Genomic DNA, 16,873 nt, shown 5'->3' with positions numbered 1-16,873 from the left:
TGTCAGATGAATGCGACCCCTAGGGGTGAGCACGCGTGACGCTGGACCGGTTCCGGCCGGTCGCCGACCGGATGCTCGGCCCGTGGGTGCACACGGCCGACCGACTCGGGCTCTCGCCCGACGGGGTAAGCCTCCTCGCGTTCGCCGCCGCGGTCCTCGCCGCGGTCGCGTTCGCGGTCGCGGAGCCGGTCTTTTACGCCGCCGGCGCGGTGTTGGTCCTGCTCAACGGCTGGCTCGATCTCGTGGACGGCGCGCTCGCCCGCGAACAGGACGTCGCCTCCGCGGGCGGCGACCTCCTCGATCACGTACTCGACCGGTACGCAGACATCGCCATTATCGCGGGGTTCACCGCCGGGATCGACGCGTACGCCCTCGGCTTTCTCGCGGTCACCGGCGTGTTGATGACGTCGTATCTCGGCACCCAGATCCAGGCGGTCGGCATCGGGCGCGAGTACGGCGGGCTTCTCGGGCGGGCCGACCGACTCGCGCTGATGGGGATCGTCGGTCTCGTCGCGGCGGTGTACCCGGCCCCGATCGTCGCCGACTTCGGCGTGGTCGGCCTGCTGTTGGGCCTTCTCGCCATCGTCGGACATCTCACCGCGCTTCAGCGGTTCCTCGGTGCGTGGCGCGACCTCTGAACCCTCCTCGCCGTGAACGGCGAGGGTAGCCGGGGGGTCCGGACGGCTCGTCGATGGACGCTACTCCTCCGTCTCGTAGTGCTCGCCGGCCGCGGCCGGTAGCCGTGTCTTTCCGACCAGCGCGAGGACGAGGATAACGACCACGTACGGGATCGTCTCGACCAGCGTGCTCGGGATCCCGTAGCCGAGCTGTTGGAGGCGGGTCTGGCTCGCTTCCAGCGCCGCGAACAGCGTCCCCGCGCCGAGCGCGCCGAGGGGGTTGTAGTTGCCGAACAGGTAGACGACGATGGCGATGAACCCCTTGCCCTGGACCATCGTCTCGCCCGAGCCACCGAACCGCCCGACGCCGAGCGCCAGCAGGCTCCCGCCCGCGCCGGCGAACACCCCCGACAGCAACACGCCGGCGTGTCGGATCCGCGGGACGGAGACGCCGACCGTGTCGAGCGCGCGCGGGTTCTCCCCCGCCGCTCGCAGGTGACTCCCGAACGCGGTGTGGTTCAACGTCCACCACGAGCCGGCGGTTCCGGCGAGGATCAGCGCCGCCGAGTAGTGCCAGGTCACGCGCGCCCCGATTCCTGGTGTGTTGACGCTCCCGAAGAACACCGTCGAGAGGAACGGCGCGAGTCCAAGCGCGATGAGCCAGATCGCTAACCCGGCGATGATCTGGTCCGCCTTGAACTCGATACAGACGACCCCAAAGACGAACGCGAGCACCGTGCTCGCGACCACGCCCGCGAGGAACCCGACGACGAGTAGGCCGGGACCGCCGAGCACGCCCGCGTCCCCGAGCACGAAGGCGACGTATATCGAGGTGAACGCCGAGATGATCAACAGCCCCTCCAAGCCGATGTTGATCACGCCGGATTTCTCGGCGAAGATGCCGCCGAGCGCCGCGAGCACGATCGGGGCCGCGATCCGGATCGTCGCGGCGGCGGTTCCGGTCGAGAACACGATCCCGGCGAGGTCGCCCGCGACACTGTCCGGGAACGCGACACCGAGGACGCCGAGCAGCGCCAGCAGGCCGACGGTGCCCGCGACGATCGACTTCGTGTAACTCGACGCGGCGAGATCGGTGACCGTCGGGACGTCGAGCGCGGAGAGCGGGTTACGCACTTGACTCACCTCCATGGGTCGGCTCGGAGCCACTACCGGTCGGATCCTCGCTCCCGGCGGTCGGATCGGTCGAACCCGAGCCGTCGGCGTCGGAGCCGGCGTCGGTGGCCTCATCCACAGACTCCCCCGGCCCGTCCCGGTCGCTGCCGGGCCCACCGGGTCCGTCCTCCACGTCGAGTCGGCGACCGATCAGCCGGAAGAACTCCGGCATCGCCACGAACAGGATAATGAGTCCGCGTAACACGCCGATCAACTCCGGCGGCACGTCCGTCTGGAAGCCGACCTGTAGCGCGCCGCCTTTCAAGACCCCGAACAGCGCGGCGGCGGGGAACACCCCGAGCGGGTTGTTGCCCGCGAGGATCGAGACGGCGATCCCGTCGAACCCGAGGTCGGGGACGGACTCCAGCCATCGGCCCTCCGCCATCAACACCCACATGCTCCCCCCGATCCCGCCGAGTGCACCCGATATCGTCATCGCCCGAACCGTCGTGAGCTTCGCGTTTACCCCGCCGTACTCGGCGGCAAGCGGCTGTATCCCGCTGACGCGGAGGTCGTAGCCGAACGGCGTGTGCTCCAAGAGCACGTACAGGCCGACGACGACGACGAGCCCGATCAACAGCGCCGCCTCGGCGAAATCGCCGGTCGTCGGGAAGAACCACGGGTCGATCCGCGCGTAGTCGGGGACGCGTTCCGTCGCGACGACGGACGACCCCTCGGCACGGAACACCTCTAAGACCAGAACGTAGGCGAGGTTAGCGGCGATGAAGTTCAGCATGATCGTCGTGATCACCTCGTTGGCGTCGGCGTACGCCTTCAACGCGCCGGGGATCGCCCCCCAGACCCCGCCCCCGACCGCGCCGGCGACGATCCCGAGCGCGATAAGCGCGAGCCCGCCGACGCGGTTCGCCGGGAACACCGGCGCGGCCGCGACGACCACGAGCGCGGTAAGCAGCCCGCCGACGACGAGCTGTCCCTGCGTTCCGATGTTGAACAGCCCGGCACGGAACGCGACCGCCACGGAAAGCCCGGTGAATATCAGGAGCGTCGTCTCGCTCATCGTGAGCGCGAACGAGTTGTTGAGCGGACTCCAGCCGGGCATGAACCCGAGAAGCGGGATCGTGACGGGGAGCCACTCCGGGTTCAAGAGGGCGGGCTCCCAGAGGTAAAACGGGTTCCCTAAGGCACCGTTGAACAACACGAAGTACACCTGGAACGGGTCATAACAGAACCCGAGCCCAGTGATCGGCATCGTCCACGCCGCGGTCGAACACTCGGCGATCCGGCCGGAGACGAGCACGATCAGGAACCCGACGGCCACGGAGAGGACGAGCGCCGCGAACGCGATGAGCAGCCGTTCGACGCCTGTGAGCCCCACGAACCGCCGGAGGAACTCATACGCTCTCGCACGGAGGGCCGCGCCACGCTCCGTACTCATGCCGACACCTCCTCGTCGAGCGCGACGTGATCGACGGCGTCGTCGTCGAGCGACTCGCCGGCCATCAGCAGCCCGAGCTGTTCCTCGGTGACGGTTGCGGGGTCGACGACGCCGGTGAACTCGCCCTCGTGCATCACGGCTAATCGGTCCGACAGCGCCTGTACCTCGTCGAGCTTCGAGGAGACGAGCAGGACCGCCTTTCCGGCCGACCGCAGCTCGAGGAGACGCTCGTGGATGAACTCGGTCGACCCGATGTCGACTCCCCGTGTCGGGTGGGTCGCTACCACGAGATCGGGGTCACGTTCGAACTCGCGCCCGACGATGAACTTCTGTTGGTTTCCACCGGAGAGCGACTCCGCCGTGGACGCGCGGTTCGGCGGCCGGACGTCGTACTCCTCGATTATCGCGTCCGCGTGCTCGCCCGCCGCTTCCCAGTCTATCCGGCCCCCGCCGGTGAAGCCGTCGTCGTGCTGGCTCCCGAGCACCCCGTTCTGCACCAGGTCGTACGGCATCACGAGTCCGCGCGCGTGTCGGTCTTCGGGAATGTATGCCATCCCCCTATCGATCCGTTCACGACGGCTCACGCCGACCATCGAGTCGCCCTGAAACCGGATGGCACCGGCAGTCGGCCGACGTAACCCGGTGATCGCCTCGACGAGCTGTGACTGTCCGTTGCCGTCGACGCCCGCGATCCCGAACACCTCCCCCTCGCGTACGGTCGCCGACACGCCGGAGACGGCTTCGACGCCGCGATCGTCCTCGACGTGGAGCCCCTCGACGCTGAGCGCCGGATCCCCCGGCGTCGACGTCGACTCCGAGCGTTCGAGCAGCACCTCACGACCGACCATCATCTCGGCCAGCTGCTCGCGGGTCACGGTGTCGGTGTCGACCGTTCCCACGTTGACGCCGTCCCGCAGGACCGTCACCTCGTCGGCGGCGTGCATCGCCTCGCCGAGCTTGTGCGTGATGAAGATGATCGTCTTGTTCTGCGCGGTGAGCTCCTCGAAGACGCCGAACAGCTCCTCGACCTCTTGCGGCGTCAACACGGCCGTCGGCTCGTCGAGGATCAACACGTCCGCGCCGCGATACAGCGCCTTGAGGATCTCGACGCGCTGTTGGACGCCGACGGAGACGTCCGCGACACGGTCGTCCGGGTCGACGCCGAACCCGTACCGCTCGCTCAGCTCGCGAACCGCCTCGTGGGCGCCCTCGTCGTCCACACGGAGACCGAACCACTCCGTCGGTTCGTTCCCGAGGACGATGTTCTCCCAGATCCGCATCGGCTCGACCAGCATGAAGTGCTGATGGATCATCCCGATCCCGGCGTTGATAGCGTCGCGTGGCGAGTCGAACGTTCGCGGCTCGCCGTCGATCACGACACGCCCCTCAGTGGGTCGGTACAGCCCGTACAACACGTTCATCAGCGTCGTTTTCCCCGCCCCGTTCTCGCCCAACAGCGCGTGGACGCTCCCGCGCTCGACGACGAGGTCGACGTCGTCGTTGGCGACGACGCCCGGGAACCGCTTGGTGATTCCATCGAGGGTGACCGCGGGTTCCATTTACGCACCCTCTCGGTCCGGAGGTAAAAAGCGCGTCGGGTCCGTGAGCGGATCCGTCCGTTCGTTGTCGTTTCGAACCCGAAACCGGCGGTTCCCCGATCGTATTCGGGTGAACCGTCCGACTGTGGGACGGCGCTCAGACGTCGTCGGGATCGTCCGGGACGACGATGTCGCCCGCGATGATCCCGTCCCGGATCTCGTCGATCTCGGTTTTGACCTCCTCGGGGATCTCGTCGCCGATCCCATCGCCGTACACACAGGAGACGCCCTCGTCCTCGAGGCCGAGCTCGACCTGTGAGCCCCCCTGGAACTCGTCGTTGACGACGTTCTCGACCGACTCGTACACCGCACTGTCGACCCGCTTGACCATCGACGCGAGGATCACGTCGGCGAAGTCGGGCTCCGTCAGCGACTGGTCGGAGTCGACGCCGATCGCGAACCGCCCCTGGTCCTGTGCCGCCTGGAAGACGCCGACGCCGGAACCGCCCGCCGCGTGATACACGACGTCCGCGCCGCTCTCGTACATCGACAGGGCCGCCTCCTGGCCGCCGGAGGGGTCGGCGAAATCACCGACGTAGCTCGTGATCACGTCGATGTCGTCGCTCACGTAGTCGACGCCGGCCTCGTACCCCGCCTGGAACCGCCGGATGAGCGGCGCGTCGACGCCGCCGACGAACCCGACGTTCGTCGAATCGGACGCCGTTTCGCCCGCGCCGGCACTGAACGACCGGCTACTGAGAAGTGCGGCGAGCGCACCGACGAGGAACGATCCCTCCTCCTCTTTGAACTCGTAGCTTGCAACGTTCGGCTCGTCGAGGTTGTCGTCGACGAGCATGAAGTTCTGCTCGGGGAAGTCCGGAGCGACCTCCGAGAGAGCGTCGAGCTGGGCGAACCCGATACACGAGACGAGGTCGTAGTCGGGGTCGGTCGACTCGGCGTACAGCCGCTGGAGCTGCGAGAACTCGCCGGCGTCGGCCGGCTGCGACTCGTCGTACGAGACGTCGAAATCCTCGGCCGCGTCGATGATGCCGCGCTGTGCCGCGTCGTTGAACGACTCGTCGCCGAGACCACCGAGCGCGTACACCATCCCCACGTTCGTCTCCGCGGTTCCATCATCGCCGTCGTCGCTAGCACTGTCGTCGCCGGACCCGTCGTCTCCGGCACCGTTTCCGCCGTCGTCCTCCGGGCCGCCCGTACAGCCGGCGAGCCCCGCGACTCCCGCGATACCGGCCACCTGTAGGAACCGCCGCCGATCGAAGTCTGATCCCATATCGATCTGAAAAGCGCGGCTAGAACGGTTAAAATCGTCGGTCGGGCCGGTCTCCTGTCCTCTCGTTCACACTACGCGTCGTCGACGGCGGCCGAGACGACGGACGCCACCGCCTCGACCAGCTCGTCGACCGTCTCGCTTTCGGCGTACACCCTGACGTACGGCTCGGTACCGGAGGGCCGGACGAGCGTCCACGCCGCATCCGGGAACTCCAGGCGGACCCCGTGGTCAGTGTTCACGCTCGCGTCCGGAAACGCCTCCGGGAGCCGATCGGTCAGGCCGTCCATCACCGACGGCTTCAGGTCGTCCGGACAGTCGACGCTGACCTTCCGGTACGGGCGTTCCGTCACCGGGTCGCGGAGCGAATCGAGTCCCTTGGTCCCGATGAGGCGAGCGAGGACGGCCGCCGAACACACGCCGTCGATCCACCCGCCGAACGGGACGTGGACGTGTTTCCAGGGTTCCGCCGCGAACGCGACCGCGTCCCCGTCGGCTTCGACGGCCGCGATCCCCTCGTGGAGCGCGCCGAGCCGGACGCGTTCGACCCGACCGCCCGCGGCCCGGACCCGTTCGTCGATCCGGCCCGACGCGTTCGGCGTCGTCACCACGACGGGGTCGTCCGCGTCGGCCCGGCGGACGTATCGTTCCGCGAGGATCGCCAACACGGTGTCCTCGTGGACCACGTCGCCGTCCGCGTCGACGAGCACGAACCGGTCGGCGTCGCCGTCGTGACCGATCCCGAACGCGAACCCCTCCGCGTCGCCGTCGGGTCCTGCCCGACCGGGATCCGTGACCCCCTCGTTCGCGTCGGCGATGAACGCGCGGAGGTCCCGGAGCGTCTCCGGGGTCGGCTTGCTGCCGCGTCCGGGGAAATGCCCGTCGACGTTGCCGTTGAGGGTCACGACGGTCGCGCCGAGCTCGCGAAGGACGGTGGGCGTCGCCGGCCCGGCCATCCCGTTCCCGCAGTCGACGGCGATCCGGAGCCCATCGAGGTCGGTGGTGTCGCCGTCCTCGTCGTCCGTTCGATTCGTCTGGTCGTCCGTTCGATCCGGCTCGCCGTGCGCGGTACCTCCCTCACCGAACGACCGTGCGTACGCCTCGACCGCATCGAGATACGTATCCAGGGTGTCGATCCGTTCGGTCGTCGTCCACGCGTCCCAGTCCGCTGGGGGCTCCTCGTCGGCGACACGGGCCTCGACCGCCCGCTCCAGCCCGCGGTCGAACTCGACGCCGTCCCGGAACAGCTTGATCCCGTTGTCCGTCGGCGGGTTATGCGAGGCGGTGAGCATGACGCCGTACCGGCCCTGTGAGGCGTACGCGAGCCCGGGCGTCGGCAGCTGCCCGGCTCGGAGCACCGTTGCGCCGCCGGAAGCGAGCCCCGCCTCCATCGCCGCCGCGATCGCCGGGCCCGTCACCCGACCGTCGCGTGCGAGAACGAACTCTGGAACCGGCGATCGCCGCCCGTTCCCGGACGCCGTCCGGTCGTCCTGCTCCCGTGCCACCGCCGCCGCCGCGCGGCCGACCGCGAGCGCGAGCGACGGGGTGACCCGATCCTCCACGCTCCCACGGATCCCCGCGGTTCCGAACAGTTCCATGTGGGGGACGTCGGGAGCCGGGAGTTAGTAGGCGTCGGTCCGAGACGGCGGTCAACGTTTTAGGTCCCGTCGGGATCAACGCGGAGCCATGAGCGAGACGGTTCGTGCACACGTGTACGTCTCCGGGCGTGTACAGGGTGTCTTCTACCGGGCCTCGACGCGGGACGCTGCCCGCGAGGCGGGCGTCGACGGCTGGGTCCGAAACCTCGACGACGGCCGGGTGGAAGCCGTCTTCGAGGGTCCCGAGCCCGCGGTCGAGCGACTGATCGACTGGTGTCACACGGGGAGCGATGCGGCCGCCGTCGAAGACGTTGACGTCACTCACGAGGAGCCCGAGGGGATACACGGGTTCGACGTCCGGTGGTGACGAGGCGCTCCAATCGGGGATTCAGGGTCGAACGGGGTCACTCGGCCGGTCACGGACGCCGAGCTCCTCCAGCGCCCGCAGCACGACGATCGCCTCGACCACGTCGCGATCCTCCGTGTACGGGTCGTCGACATCCGCCAGCGTCGACTCGGCGCGTGCGACGAGCTTCGACTCCAGTTCGGTCTGGTCCGTCGCCGCCTTCGTTGCCGAGAGGAGCGCCTCGTGGTCCTCACGCAGGTCCAACGAGACGTGCGCAGCGTTACATTTCGAGAGCGGATGCGTATCCATCTCGACAGCGAGGTCGCTCACGAGCGCCCAGTCGTCCGCGCAGAACCGGAGCGTGACGCTTCCGACGACGTCCCGCCACGAGATGGGGTCGCCGTTCTCCATCAGCTTCAGCGCCCGTGGTGGCACCTCGATCCGGGTGTGCGTCTCCTCGCGTCCACACAGACAACACGGGGTGTTCTTCAGTCCGGCGTACACGGTCGCCGTTGGGGGTGAAGGAACGTGTCGGTTTCGGCGATCACGCGTCGGTGTCCACCGACGCCCCACACTCGGCGAGCCACTCGTGAGCCCAATCGTCGATCTCGCCGAAGACGGGGGCCAACGACTCCCCCTTCTCGGTGAGGCTGTAGTACGTCGCGACGGGAGCGTCCTCCTCCATCCGTCGGTCGACGAAGCCGGTCTCCTGGAGGTCATCGAGGACGCGGGAGAGGGTCCGCGCGTTCGCGTCGGTCTCCCGTTTGAGCTCGTTGAACCGTCGCTCGCCGTTCTGGAGCTCGTAGAGGACGACGAGTCGCCAGCGGGAGCCGATCTGTTCGAGCGAGTCGATCACGGGGCACGGCGTTTCCGAGAGCGATCCGGTGTCCCCTGTCTCGGTGTCGTCCGCCGGTTCGGAGCCGGCGAGTTCCTGCGATGACATCGATGTTACCTACTTACCCTATTGTCCGGGAAGCGATATATAGGTTACGTCCGTATATGTGGTTACACGATGTTAGCAGAAATCGCGACGATACCGCTTCAGATCGATACGCCGTTCGCCGGCGAACTGTTCCTGTTCGGCCGCCTGCTGTTCGGCGGCGTCCTCGCGTTCATGGGGCTCAACCACTTCATGGACCTCGACACCATGGCTGGGTACGCCGAGTTCAAGGGACTGCCAGCGCCGCGGTTCTCAGTGGTCGCCTCCGGTGTCCTCCTCGTCCTCGGTGGGGTGGGGATCGTCGTCGGCGCGTTCCCAGTCGTGGCAGCCGGCGGACTCGCGGTGTTCCTTCTCGTCTCCGCCGTCACGATGCACGACTTCTGGTCGATCGACGACCCGGAGGAGAAACAGTCGGAGATGACCGGGTTCCTGAAGAACGTCTACGGCGCGGGTGCAGCGATCGCCCTACTCGCCGTCGGCGGGACAGCGTGGCCGTACGGCCTCGGCATCGGCCTGTTCTGATCCGGCCGCTGCTCTGATCCGGCCGCTGCTCTGATCCGGCCGGAGCGAACCTAGTCGTACTTCTCGAACCCCATGTCGCGGGCCATCTCGCGGAATGCCTGCCGACTGAGGTAGATGTCGTACTTCCCGACCAGCCCCTGTTCACGGCCGCTGACGCGACAGACCCGTCGCTCAGTACGGTCCCCGCCGCGCTCGTCGGACACGTCCGTCATCGTCGGTCCGCCGTTCGCCGAAGCGCTTCGGGAACTGATCCGTCGGCAGCGATCGCTTCGAGCGCCTCGTCAGCACCACACCTGACGAGCCCGTCGATAGCCCGTCGGCGCAGTCCCCCGGAGAGCCCCCGGGTTCTAACGAGCACCGCGAGATCTCTGACTCGTCCGTCCGCGGCGAGCGTGTCGATGGCCTCCGCTCGACGTTCGTGAGCGAGGTTGCGTTTAACCGCCCGCTGGAACGCGCCCGTCATCGCCACTCCTCCAGCGATCGAAACGACCCGGTTGCTGCGGACAGCCACGTGGCGGTCAGCACGTCGTCCGGGTGCGTCGAATAGATCGTACACAGCTCCGATCCGTCCCGCTGCGGTTCGACGACCGTGCGGCACTGTCCATCCGGAGCGTCAGCGTGGTCCACACCGGAGCGGTCGTGTCGATCCGGCATGCGAGGAGCCTCAGTCGGCAAGGCCGATCTCCTCCTGTTCGTCGGCGTCAGTGGTCGCGTCGGCTGCAGCGTCGTCTGTCGCGGCGTCCTCCGCTGGAGGCTCGAACGTCGGGAACCGGTCTTCGAACGCGGACCAGTCGGCGTCCATCTCCCGGTCAGTGAGTACGCAGTCGTCGAGTCGCTCCCGGACCTCGTCGTGGTCCATCTCCGTGCCGATCACCACGAGCTGCGTCCCGCGGTCACCCCACTCGTCGTCCCACGTCTCGTCGAGTTCGGGGATCGCCTCGCGGCGCTCCCGCTGTTCCTCGGGCGGCAGCGCGGCGATCCACGGCCCGGCCGGCGCGACTCTGACGGATTGGCCCGCCACGTTGAGGGCGATCGCCTCCGTCTCGCGACCCGCCAGCCAGAAGTGCCCTTTCGAACGGACCACCGACTCCGGGAACTCGTCGAGCAGCGTAGCGAACCGCTCCGGGTGGAACGGACGACGCGCCTCGAAGACGAACGAGGTCACGCCGTGTTCCTCCTCCGCCGACGCGTGGGGCTCCTGGAGCTCCTTGATCCACCCGGCGGAGCGCCGGGCCTCCTCGAAATCGAAGCGGCCGGTGTCGACGATGTCGTCGACATCGACCTGGCCGTGAGTCGTTCGGAGGATCGCTGCGCGTGGCTGGAGCGTCTCGACGACTTCCTCGATCGCTTCGAGGGTAGCCTCGTCGACCAGATCACACTTGTTCAACAACAACACGTCACAGAACTCGACCTGCTCGACGAGGAGGTCTGCCAGTGGTTTCTCCGTTCCGTCGTCGCTCACGAGGTCAGTAGAGCTCATCGCCGAATGGAACTGGTGAGCGTCTACGACGGTCACCGCGGTGTCCATGTGACAGTTCTGGAGCGGTTCGATCCCGGTCTCCTCGTAGAACTCCGTGGGGTCGAGATCCGACTGGTCGAACCCGAGCGTGAGTGTCTGTGCCACCGGAAGCGGCTCGGCGACGCCGGTCGACTCGACGACGATCGCGTCGAACTCACGGTCCCTGGTGAGCTCACCGATGGCGTCCAACAGGTCACCACGGAGCTCACAGCAGATACAGCCGTCGTCGAGCTCGATCAACTCCTCGTCCTCGTTCGAGATGTCGGAGGACTCGGCGACGAGCTCGGCGTCGACGTTCACTTCGCCCATGTCGTTGACGAGGACGGCGAGGTCGCGATCGCCGCTCTCGGACAACAGGTGATTGAGGGTCGTCGTCTTCCCGGCCCCGAGCGTCCCCGATAGCACGGTCACGGGTGTGGTCTCCGTCTCCATGTGTTATCAATTTCCACCTCTTAATAAATAATTCTTGCTATAGTAGTAGAAATAGTTATTAACACTTCGGTGATCAGTTCTCGCATGGAGGAGAGACAACCGGATGACGCGGTCGACCCCACCGTTCGCTGTGCCATCGTTGGAGGTGGCGTCCACGGGGTACACCTCGCCGCGCGGCTGCTCGACGAGACATCGCTCAACCGTCGAGAGATGGTAATCCTCGATCCGAACGACCGGCTCTTGGCCTCGTTCCGTCGGAAGGCACGCGCCTGTGGTATGGAGACGCTGCGCTCGACGTACGTCCAGCACGTCGGGACGGAACCGTTCGGGCTCGAGTCGTTCGCAGAAGGGCATGGGCGTGAAGACGAGCTCCGCCCGACCGTCGACTACCCGGAACGACCGACGCTGTCGTTGTTCCTCGACCATGCCGACCACGTGATAGCACGCGAGGGGCTCGACGCGCTTCATCGGCGGGCCACGGTCGAGACCGTCAACCCACGGGCCGGGGGCGGGCTCCGGCTCGTGACCTCGGATGACGTGCTCGACGCCGTAACCGGTGTGCTCGCGATCGGCCACGGCGGACGGTTCAACATCCCAAACTGGGCGTCGGACGTGGACGGTGTCGACCACGTCTGGGGTGACTTCCCCGGCGTGAACGGTCTCGACCACGCCGGGACGTCCCGGCCGACCGTCGTCGTTGGAGGCGGGATCACTGCCGCCCAGCTCGCCTGCACGCTGAGCGAGACCCGGCCGGTGACCCTGGTGAGCCGTCACCCGCTGGAGTGGGAAGTGTCGGAAGCCGATCCGCCGTGGCTGAACTGGAACCACATCGAGCGAAGGCTCCACCGACACCCGCGGGCATCGAGGGAACGCCTCGCGGCCGTCAGTGACGCCAGGCAGGTGGCGACCGTGCCGCCACACCTCTACGACCGGCTTGACCGCCGGATCGACGCCGGGCGGCTCCGGATCGTCGAAGGGGAGGTCGCGGACGCGACGGGCGTCGCGAACGGTGTCAGGGTCGGTCTCGCGGACGGCGAGCTCATCGACGCGGATCGGGTCGTCTGTGCAACCGGCTTCGAACCGGCGGTTCGGCACCCGTTCGTCGACCGAGTGGCCGACGAGTTGGGTCTCGCTCGTGGATACCGCGGACACCCGGTTCTGGACGACGCGACGTTGGCGTGGCAGTCTACTGACGGGAGTCCCTCCCCGGTGTACGTCTCGGGCGCGTTGGCGCTCGGAACCGTCGGCCCGTACGCGCCGAACATCCCGGGTGCCAAACGCGCCGCCGACCGGATCACGAGCGCCATCGGATCGGATGGATCGGAGCCGTTCGGTCGAACCGCACGAGCCGACTGAGACGCGGTCGACCGTCGATGGACGACGGGATGCGGTCGCTCCCGGAGGGACGAACACCTTTGACCGTGGGCGGTGAGGCGCGGGTATGAGCGATACGCCGCCGACCACCGGCTTGCACCACGTGACGAACATCTGTACCGACATCGAGGAGACGACCGCCTTTTACGAGGACGTCCTCGGCTGGCACACGGTCAAACGGACGCAGAACTACGACGACCCGGGGACGCCCCACTACTACTTTTCCTCGACGCCCGCGGGCGAACCCGGGACCACCGTCACCTACTTCGAGTATCCGAACTCACAGGGCGCGCCGGGGCCCGGAGCGAGCCACCACTTCGCGTTCGGCGTCGAAGACGGCGAGACGCTTCGCGAGTGGCGGACACACCTCCGCGAGCACGGGGTCAACGTCTCCGAGGTGAAAGACCGGACGTACTTCGAGAGTATCTACTTCACCGACCCGGACGGACTCGTCTTCGAGCTCGCGACGAACGGGCCGGGGTTCGCCGTCGACGAGGACGACCCCGGAAGCAGCGTCATCGATCCGTTCGAGGAGGGGTACGAGCACTGACGGTTCGGGGATGTGAGAACGGGGAAAACCGTCGGGGGACGGGACCTCTCCCGTCAGTTCCGGTCGACGAGCGCGGCGAACCGGTCGAGCGCCCGTTTACACGTGGGGACGTAGCCGGCCGCGGCGAGGGGGACCTCGACGCCGACTCGACACCGCTCCGAGTCGCCCGCGTACGCTTCCACCCGATGGCCGGTCGCGGGGATGCCCGCGACGCGCCACTCCCATCGACGGCTCGAACAGGCGGTAACTCGGAACGGGACCCGAACACCGGCTACCCGCACGTGTCCACGAGTTCCCTCGCGGATACGGCGATGCTCACTCTCCACGGCCGTAATCGACGGGCTCCACGCGGGCCACGTCCGAGTGTCGCGAAGCGACTCCATCGCCGTCGCCGGCGACGCCTGAACCTCGCGAGCGACGAGGATCGAACATCCAGTACGGGCCAACGTCCACCTCCCGCGTTCGGCCGTCTCCCTGTTGAACACGCCGAGCGCTCCGTTCTGGAGGCGGATAAACCGTGTATTAAAATTCCCTTATATGATACTGAGTATCATTATCTCTTTCCACGAAGCGTTAATAAGTAGATCCGGGCTATCCGGTCGCAAGATGGCAGACTCCGATCGCGACACCATGAAAGACGTCTCGCACACCGCACCGAACGACACCTCCGCTGACGCCGTCTGGGAACGAGGCCGACGACACCCGGACGTCGAAGAGGAAGAGGAGTAACCACACGTACGGTCCCGCCGGGGATCGGTTCCATCGGTATACGACACTTCGGACGTGTTTTCGTCCCAAACACCTGTTCGCTGAGGACTACCTACTGACCACCACCGCTTCTATCGAGCCATCGCCATATGTCGAACGAGTCCGATAAAACGTCGGTATCGAAGCTCCCGAAAGAGGACGACTCGAGATGACGACCGTAAGCGCGAGGAACGTCCCCCACGCCGCGAGCGTCGGGAGTTTGTAGCCGATACGCTCTTGTCCGTAGTATTTAAATAGGGAGCATGGTAGGTATTGTGCTCATCTCGGTCGGAATCGCTACGGTTGTCGTTCTACTGGCGATCAGTGCGTTCTTTTCGAGTTCCGAGACCGCGATATTCTCGTTATCCTCGGAGTGGTTCGAGCAGCAGGCCGCGACGGACGATTCTCGTGCACACGTACTGAAGAAACTCCGTGACGACCCACATCGGCTGTTGGTGACGCTTCTCGTCGGTAATAACGTCGTTAACATCGCCATATCGAGTATCGTGACCGTCCTCATCGCGAGCTATCTCCCGTCAGGGTCCGCGATCGTTGTGACCACGGTCCTCACGAGCTTCCTCATATTGGTCTTCGGCGAGATCGTCCCGAAGGCATTCGGTCTCGGTAACGCAGAGAAGTGGTCGTTGGCGGTCGCGTTACCGATCCGGGCCGTCGAGCGGGTCCTCTCTCCGCTCATTTCGGTTTTTGAGGTGATCACTCGCCGTATGAACGCGCTCATCAGCGGGGACAGCGAGATCGAGAAACCGTACACCGATTGACGCCCCCGCTTTCGTTGTATTCGATCAGTGATCGCGCCGGGGTGTGTCCTCGTCGTTTTTTCCTCTCCCCTTTTTTCGGGTCGGATCGAGCATTCGACGGATGGAAGCGGACCCGTCGCGCCGGGTTCTCCCCTTGGAGATTCGAACCCCTTCGAAGGTCTTTGTTGGGCGTTCGGGGCTGCATCGAGATGGTCCATGTGAACGACGACCCAAGCGAAGACGCCTACTGCCACCGTCAGAGCAGAGAACGTCGCCCACGAGGCCGCGGCTCCGAGATCGGCAGCGGCAACGACACCGCCCGCGAGCACGTAGACGAACGCCACGAACACCGAAATCACCATCACCGTCGCGAGGAGGTCGTTGACGGCGGTGACCCGCGCGTTGTAGTCGATCCACTCGGCGTAGCTGCGGATCAGTCGCTCGTCGAAGTCGCCGCTGTCGTCGTCACCGCCGTCCAGGTCGTCGCCGGCGGACGACCGGGCGGTGATGGCCGCCTCTATCGCCTCGGCGTCGAGGCCCCCGCGGATGTCGGAAGCGGTGTACGTGACTGCCGCGAGGCCGGTCGAGCCGAGGAGCAACAGCCCCCCGGCGACGGTGAAGGGATTGAGGAACGCCGCGATCTCTAGGTCGGTCTGGACGAGGATCGATCCGCCGGTGACGAGGATGCCGATGAGCAGCAGGTTCGCCTTCAGGATCTCGATCGCTTTCGTGTCGATCTCCTGGAGTCGGGCGACCTGATAGTCGAAGGTTGTCCGGAGCTCCTCGCGGGTAACGTCGTAGGGACTCGTCCCGTCGCGCTCGACGCCCTTCGCCTCGCCCCGGTCGCCGTTCATGCCTGTGGGATCCGCGACGACCGGGGTAAGCCTGTCGACGTCATATCGGTATAGGTCGACGCTCACGACTCCGTCGATGCGTTTTTGCGCACTACCCGAGATCGGCTCGCATGGAGAGCGACCCACCCGGCGTGACGGAGCCGGAGCCGGCCGAACCGTTCCGGTACGACGCCGAGGTCGACCCGGGCGAGAAACGCCACATCCGGTACGAGGTCGGCGAGAGCTATCTCGGTGACCCGGTGCAGATCCCGGTGACGGTGATCAACGGGGAACACGGGGGGAAGACGCTGTTCCTGAGCGCCGGGATCCACGGCGACGAACTCAACGGGGTGAAAGTCGTTCAGGAGGTTGCCGAGCGATACGACCCCGAGGGGCTCCACGGGACGATCGTCTGTCTCCACGTGTGTAACGTCCCGGCGTACGAGGCCCAACAGCGGTACACGCCGATCTACGACCAGGACATGAACCGGTCGTTTCCCGGCGGGGAGCGGTCGAACACTACCGGCCGAATGGCGAACGAGATCTACCGCCGGTTCGTCGCGCCGTGTGACATCGGGCTCGACTTCCACACTTCGACGCGGAACCGAACGACGATCTATCACGCCCGTGCGGACTTGGAAAACACGGCCATCGAGCGGCTCGCCCGCGCGTTCGCGACCAACGTCGTGTTGTACGGCACTGGCGACGCGGGCTCGCTCCGTTCCGTCGCGACCGCCGACGGGATCCCCACGGTCACCGTCGAGATGGGTCGGGCCCACCGGTTCCAGCCGGTGTTGGTCGAGAAGGCGTTGGAGGGCGTCGAGAGCGTCCTCGCGGAGTACGGTCTCCTGCCGACCGAGCCGGTCCACTGGCCGGGTTGGTTCGAATCCACCGCCGCCGACACCACGAAGCGGTGGCTCCGCGCCGACGCCGGTGGCCTCGTCGAGATGGAGTGGGGGCCGTACCCGCTCGTCCACGAGGGCGAGACGATCTGTACGGTAACGAACCATTTCAAGACGGAGGAACACGTCGTCGACGCGCCGTTCGACGGGCTGATCCTCGGCGCGTTGGAGAACCCCGTGGCCGCCCCGGGCCATCCGCTGTGTCACCTCATGGAGCTCGACCGAGAGACTCGCGAGGAGATCGAACGCGAGATCGCCCGCGGGGAGTTCGACGGCTATCGCGCTCACGGCGACGTCTGGGCGGACGGATGACGCCGAGCCGACGGCCGACTTACGAGCC

At 66.7% G+C, this 16,873-nt stretch carries 21 protein-coding genes; 9 read left to right on the top strand and 12 right to left on the bottom strand.

Annotated features, from left to right (window positions below):
- Positions 1–35: 35 nt before the first annotated feature.
- Complete coding sequence (locus ACZ5TV_RS15490; RefSeq protein WP_464383967.1) at positions 36–638, top strand: CDP-alcohol phosphatidyltransferase family protein; 603 nt, start codon at positions 36–38, stop codon at positions 636–638.
- A 60-nt stretch (positions 639–698) separates the two neighbouring features.
- Here ACZ5TV_RS15490 and ACZ5TV_RS15485 read toward each other — a convergent pair whose 3' ends face one another.
- The 5 genes from ACZ5TV_RS15485 to ACZ5TV_RS15465 form a co-directional block, all read right to left on the bottom strand.
- Positions 699–1,751, bottom strand: coding sequence for an ABC transporter permease (locus tag ACZ5TV_RS15485; protein WP_379781607.1), 1,053 nt, complete (start codon positions 1,749–1,751; stop codon positions 699–701).
- Positions 1,744–3,186 (bottom strand): ABC transporter permease, encoded by a 1,443-nt coding sequence (locus tag ACZ5TV_RS15480; RefSeq protein ID WP_464383966.1) that lies wholly within the window; start codon positions 3,184–3,186, stop codon positions 1,744–1,746. Before ACZ5TV_RS15480 ends, ACZ5TV_RS15485 begins: the two co-directional genes overlap by 8 nt.
- Complete coding sequence (locus ACZ5TV_RS15475) at positions 3,183–4,745, bottom strand: ABC transporter ATP-binding protein (protein ID WP_379781603.1); 1,563 nt, start codon at positions 4,743–4,745, stop codon at positions 3,183–3,185. The genes ACZ5TV_RS15480 and ACZ5TV_RS15475 overlap by 4 nt, the downstream gene beginning before the upstream one ends.
- A gap of 136 nt (positions 4,746–4,881) precedes the next feature.
- A complete protein-coding gene (locus ACZ5TV_RS15470; protein ID WP_379781601.1) occupies positions 4,882–6,015 on the bottom strand; it encodes a BMP family lipoprotein in 1,134 nt (377 codons plus the stop codon).
- 71 nt (positions 6,016–6,086) lie between these two features.
- A complete protein-coding gene (locus ACZ5TV_RS15465; RefSeq protein ID WP_464383965.1) occupies positions 6,087–7,610 on the bottom strand; it encodes a phosphohexomutase domain-containing protein in 1,524 nt (507 codons plus the stop codon).
- A gap of 88 nt (positions 7,611–7,698) precedes the next feature.
- On the opposite strand from ACZ5TV_RS15465, the gene ACZ5TV_RS15460 reads away from it, so the two are divergent.
- Complete coding sequence (locus ACZ5TV_RS15460; protein ID WP_379780565.1) at positions 7,699–7,977, top strand: acylphosphatase; 279 nt, start codon at positions 7,699–7,701, stop codon at positions 7,975–7,977.
- Between the two features lie 21 nt (positions 7,978–7,998).
- Here ACZ5TV_RS15460 and ACZ5TV_RS15455 read toward each other — a convergent pair whose 3' ends face one another.
- Both ACZ5TV_RS15455 and ACZ5TV_RS15450 read right to left on the bottom strand, forming a co-directional pair.
- Positions 7,999–8,460 carry a hypothetical protein gene (locus ACZ5TV_RS15455; protein ID WP_379780563.1) on the bottom strand — a complete coding sequence of 154 codons (462 nt, stop codon included), beginning with the start codon at positions 8,458–8,460 and terminating at the stop codon, positions 7,999–8,001.
- 40 nt (positions 8,461–8,500) lie between these two features.
- Positions 8,501–8,899 (bottom strand): winged helix-turn-helix transcriptional regulator, encoded by a 399-nt coding sequence (locus tag ACZ5TV_RS15450; protein ID WP_379780561.1) that lies wholly within the window; start codon positions 8,897–8,899, stop codon positions 8,501–8,503.
- Positions 8,900–8,968: 69 nt separating this feature from the next.
- On the opposite strand from ACZ5TV_RS15450, the gene ACZ5TV_RS15445 reads away from it, so the two are divergent.
- Positions 8,969–9,418 (top strand): DoxX family protein, encoded by a 450-nt coding sequence (locus ACZ5TV_RS15445; RefSeq protein ID WP_379780559.1) that lies wholly within the window; start codon positions 8,969–8,971, stop codon positions 9,416–9,418.
- Positions 9,419–9,468: 50 nt separating this feature from the next.
- On the opposite strand, the gene ACZ5TV_RS15440 is transcribed toward ACZ5TV_RS15445, so the two are convergent.
- Genes ACZ5TV_RS15440 through ACZ5TV_RS15425 form a run of 4 tightly spaced genes read right to left on the bottom strand, consistent with a single transcriptional unit; the run spans position 9,469 to position 11,369 of the window.
- Positions 9,469–9,630, bottom strand: a complete 162-nt coding sequence (locus tag ACZ5TV_RS15440; protein WP_379780557.1) for a 30S ribosomal protein S14 — start codon at positions 9,628–9,630, stop codon at positions 9,469–9,471.
- A complete protein-coding gene (locus tag ACZ5TV_RS15435) occupies positions 9,627–9,881 on the bottom strand; it encodes a hypothetical protein (protein ID WP_379780555.1) in 255 nt (84 codons plus the stop codon). Before ACZ5TV_RS15435 ends, ACZ5TV_RS15440 begins: the two co-directional genes overlap by 4 nt.
- Positions 9,878–10,072, bottom strand: coding sequence for a DUF7511 domain-containing protein (locus ACZ5TV_RS15430; RefSeq protein ID WP_379780553.1), 195 nt, complete (start codon positions 10,070–10,072; stop codon positions 9,878–9,880). Before ACZ5TV_RS15430 ends, ACZ5TV_RS15435 begins: the two co-directional genes overlap by 4 nt.
- A 10-nt stretch (positions 10,073–10,082) precedes the next feature.
- Complete coding sequence (locus ACZ5TV_RS15425; RefSeq protein ID WP_379780551.1) at positions 10,083–11,369, bottom strand: CobW family GTP-binding protein; 1,287 nt, start codon at positions 11,367–11,369, stop codon at positions 10,083–10,085.
- Positions 11,370–11,453: 84 nt separating this feature from the next.
- On the opposite strand from ACZ5TV_RS15425, the gene ACZ5TV_RS15420 reads away from it, so the two are divergent.
- Entirely contained in the window at positions 11,454–12,725 is a 1,272-nt protein-coding gene (locus tag ACZ5TV_RS15420; protein ID WP_379780549.1) for an FAD/NAD(P)-binding protein, read from the top strand.
- 85 nt (positions 12,726–12,810) lie between these two features.
- Positions 12,811–13,293: a VOC family protein gene (locus ACZ5TV_RS15415; RefSeq protein WP_379780547.1), complete on the top strand. Its 483-nt coding sequence runs from the start codon at positions 12,811–12,813 to the stop codon at positions 13,291–13,293.
- Between the two features lie 53 nt (positions 13,294–13,346).
- On the opposite strand, the gene ACZ5TV_RS15410 is transcribed toward ACZ5TV_RS15415, so the two are convergent.
- Positions 13,347–13,778: an SRPBCC family protein gene (locus ACZ5TV_RS15410; RefSeq protein WP_379780545.1), complete on the bottom strand. Its 432-nt coding sequence runs from the start codon at positions 13,776–13,778 to the stop codon at positions 13,347–13,349.
- Positions 13,779–13,899: 121 nt separating this feature from the next.
- On the opposite strand from ACZ5TV_RS15410, the gene ACZ5TV_RS15405 reads away from it, so the two are divergent.
- The 4 genes from ACZ5TV_RS15405 (at position 13,900) to ACZ5TV_RS15390 (ending at position 16,845) form a co-directional block, all read left to right on the top strand.
- Positions 13,900–14,022 (top strand): hypothetical protein, encoded by a 123-nt coding sequence (locus ACZ5TV_RS15405; RefSeq protein ID WP_379780543.1) that lies wholly within the window; start codon positions 13,900–13,902, stop codon positions 14,020–14,022.
- Positions 14,023–14,303: 281 nt separating this feature from the next.
- Positions 14,304–14,819, top strand: a complete 516-nt coding sequence (locus tag ACZ5TV_RS15400; RefSeq protein WP_379780541.1) for a CNNM domain-containing protein — start codon at positions 14,304–14,306, stop codon at positions 14,817–14,819.
- 188 nt (positions 14,820–15,007) lie between these two features.
- Positions 15,008–15,445, top strand: a complete 438-nt coding sequence (locus ACZ5TV_RS15395) for a hypothetical protein (RefSeq protein WP_379780539.1) — start codon at positions 15,008–15,010, stop codon at positions 15,443–15,445.
- Positions 15,446–15,762: 317 nt separating this feature from the next.
- Complete coding sequence (locus ACZ5TV_RS15390) at positions 15,763–16,845, top strand: succinylglutamate desuccinylase/aspartoacylase family protein (RefSeq protein WP_379780537.1); 1,083 nt, start codon at positions 15,763–15,765, stop codon at positions 16,843–16,845.
- Positions 16,846–16,873: the final 28 nt, after the last annotated feature.

It is taken from the genome of Halorubrum tibetense (assembly GCF_055396225.1).
Note: the sequence above shows the minus strand (reverse complement) of the source record. Positions and strands in the feature narration are given on the sequence as shown.

Excerpts from the sequence above, each read along its gene's own strand:
- ACZ5TV_RS15480 (WP_464383966.1), bottom strand. The coding sequence starts at position 3,186 with ATGAGTACGGAGCGTGGCGCGGCCCTCCGTGCGAGAGCGTATGAGTTC.
- ACZ5TV_RS15475 (WP_379781603.1), bottom strand. The coding sequence starts at position 4,745 with ATGGAACCCGCGGTCACCCTCGATGGAATCACCAAGCGGTTCCCGGGC.
- ACZ5TV_RS15470 (WP_379781601.1), bottom strand. The coding sequence starts at position 6,015 with ATGGGATCAGACTTCGATCGGCGGCGGTTCCTACAGGTGGCCGGTATC.
- ACZ5TV_RS15465 (WP_464383965.1), bottom strand. The coding sequence starts at position 7,610 with ATGGAACTGTTCGGAACCGCGGGGATCCGTGGGAGCGTGGAGGATCGG.
- ACZ5TV_RS15460 (WP_379780565.1), top strand. The coding sequence starts at position 7,699 with ATGAGCGAGACGGTTCGTGCACACGTGTACGTCTCCGGGCGTGTACAG.
- ACZ5TV_RS15450 (WP_379780561.1), bottom strand. The coding sequence starts at position 8,899 with ATGTCATCGCAGGAACTCGCCGGCTCCGAACCGGCGGACGACACCGAG.
- ACZ5TV_RS15445 (WP_379780559.1), top strand. The coding sequence starts at position 8,969 with ATGTTAGCAGAAATCGCGACGATACCGCTTCAGATCGATACGCCGTTC.
- ACZ5TV_RS15440 (WP_379780557.1), bottom strand. The coding sequence starts at position 9,630 with ATGACGGACGTGTCCGACGAGCGCGGCGGGGACCGTACTGAGCGACGG.
- ACZ5TV_RS15435 (WP_379780555.1), bottom strand. The coding sequence starts at position 9,881 with ATGACGGGCGCGTTCCAGCGGGCGGTTAAACGCAACCTCGCTCACGAA.
- ACZ5TV_RS15430 (WP_379780553.1), bottom strand. The coding sequence starts at position 10,072 with ATGCCGGATCGACACGACCGCTCCGGTGTGGACCACGCTGACGCTCCG.
- ACZ5TV_RS15425 (WP_379780551.1), bottom strand. The coding sequence starts at position 11,369 with ATGGAGACGGAGACCACACCCGTGACCGTGCTATCGGGGACGCTCGGG.
- ACZ5TV_RS15420 (WP_379780549.1), top strand. The coding sequence starts at position 11,454 with ATGGAGGAGAGACAACCGGATGACGCGGTCGACCCCACCGTTCGCTGT.
- ACZ5TV_RS15415 (WP_379780547.1), top strand. The coding sequence starts at position 12,811 with ATGAGCGATACGCCGCCGACCACCGGCTTGCACCACGTGACGAACATC.
- ACZ5TV_RS15405 (WP_379780543.1), top strand. The coding sequence starts at position 13,900 with ATGGCAGACTCCGATCGCGACACCATGAAAGACGTCTCGCACACCGCA.
- ACZ5TV_RS15400 (WP_379780541.1), top strand. The coding sequence starts at position 14,304 with ATGGTAGGTATTGTGCTCATCTCGGTCGGAATCGCTACGGTTGTCGTT.
- ACZ5TV_RS15395 (WP_379780539.1), top strand. The coding sequence starts at position 15,008 with ATGGTCCATGTGAACGACGACCCAAGCGAAGACGCCTACTGCCACCGT.
- ACZ5TV_RS15390 (WP_379780537.1), top strand. The coding sequence starts at position 15,763 with ATGGAGAGCGACCCACCCGGCGTGACGGAGCCGGAGCCGGCCGAACCG.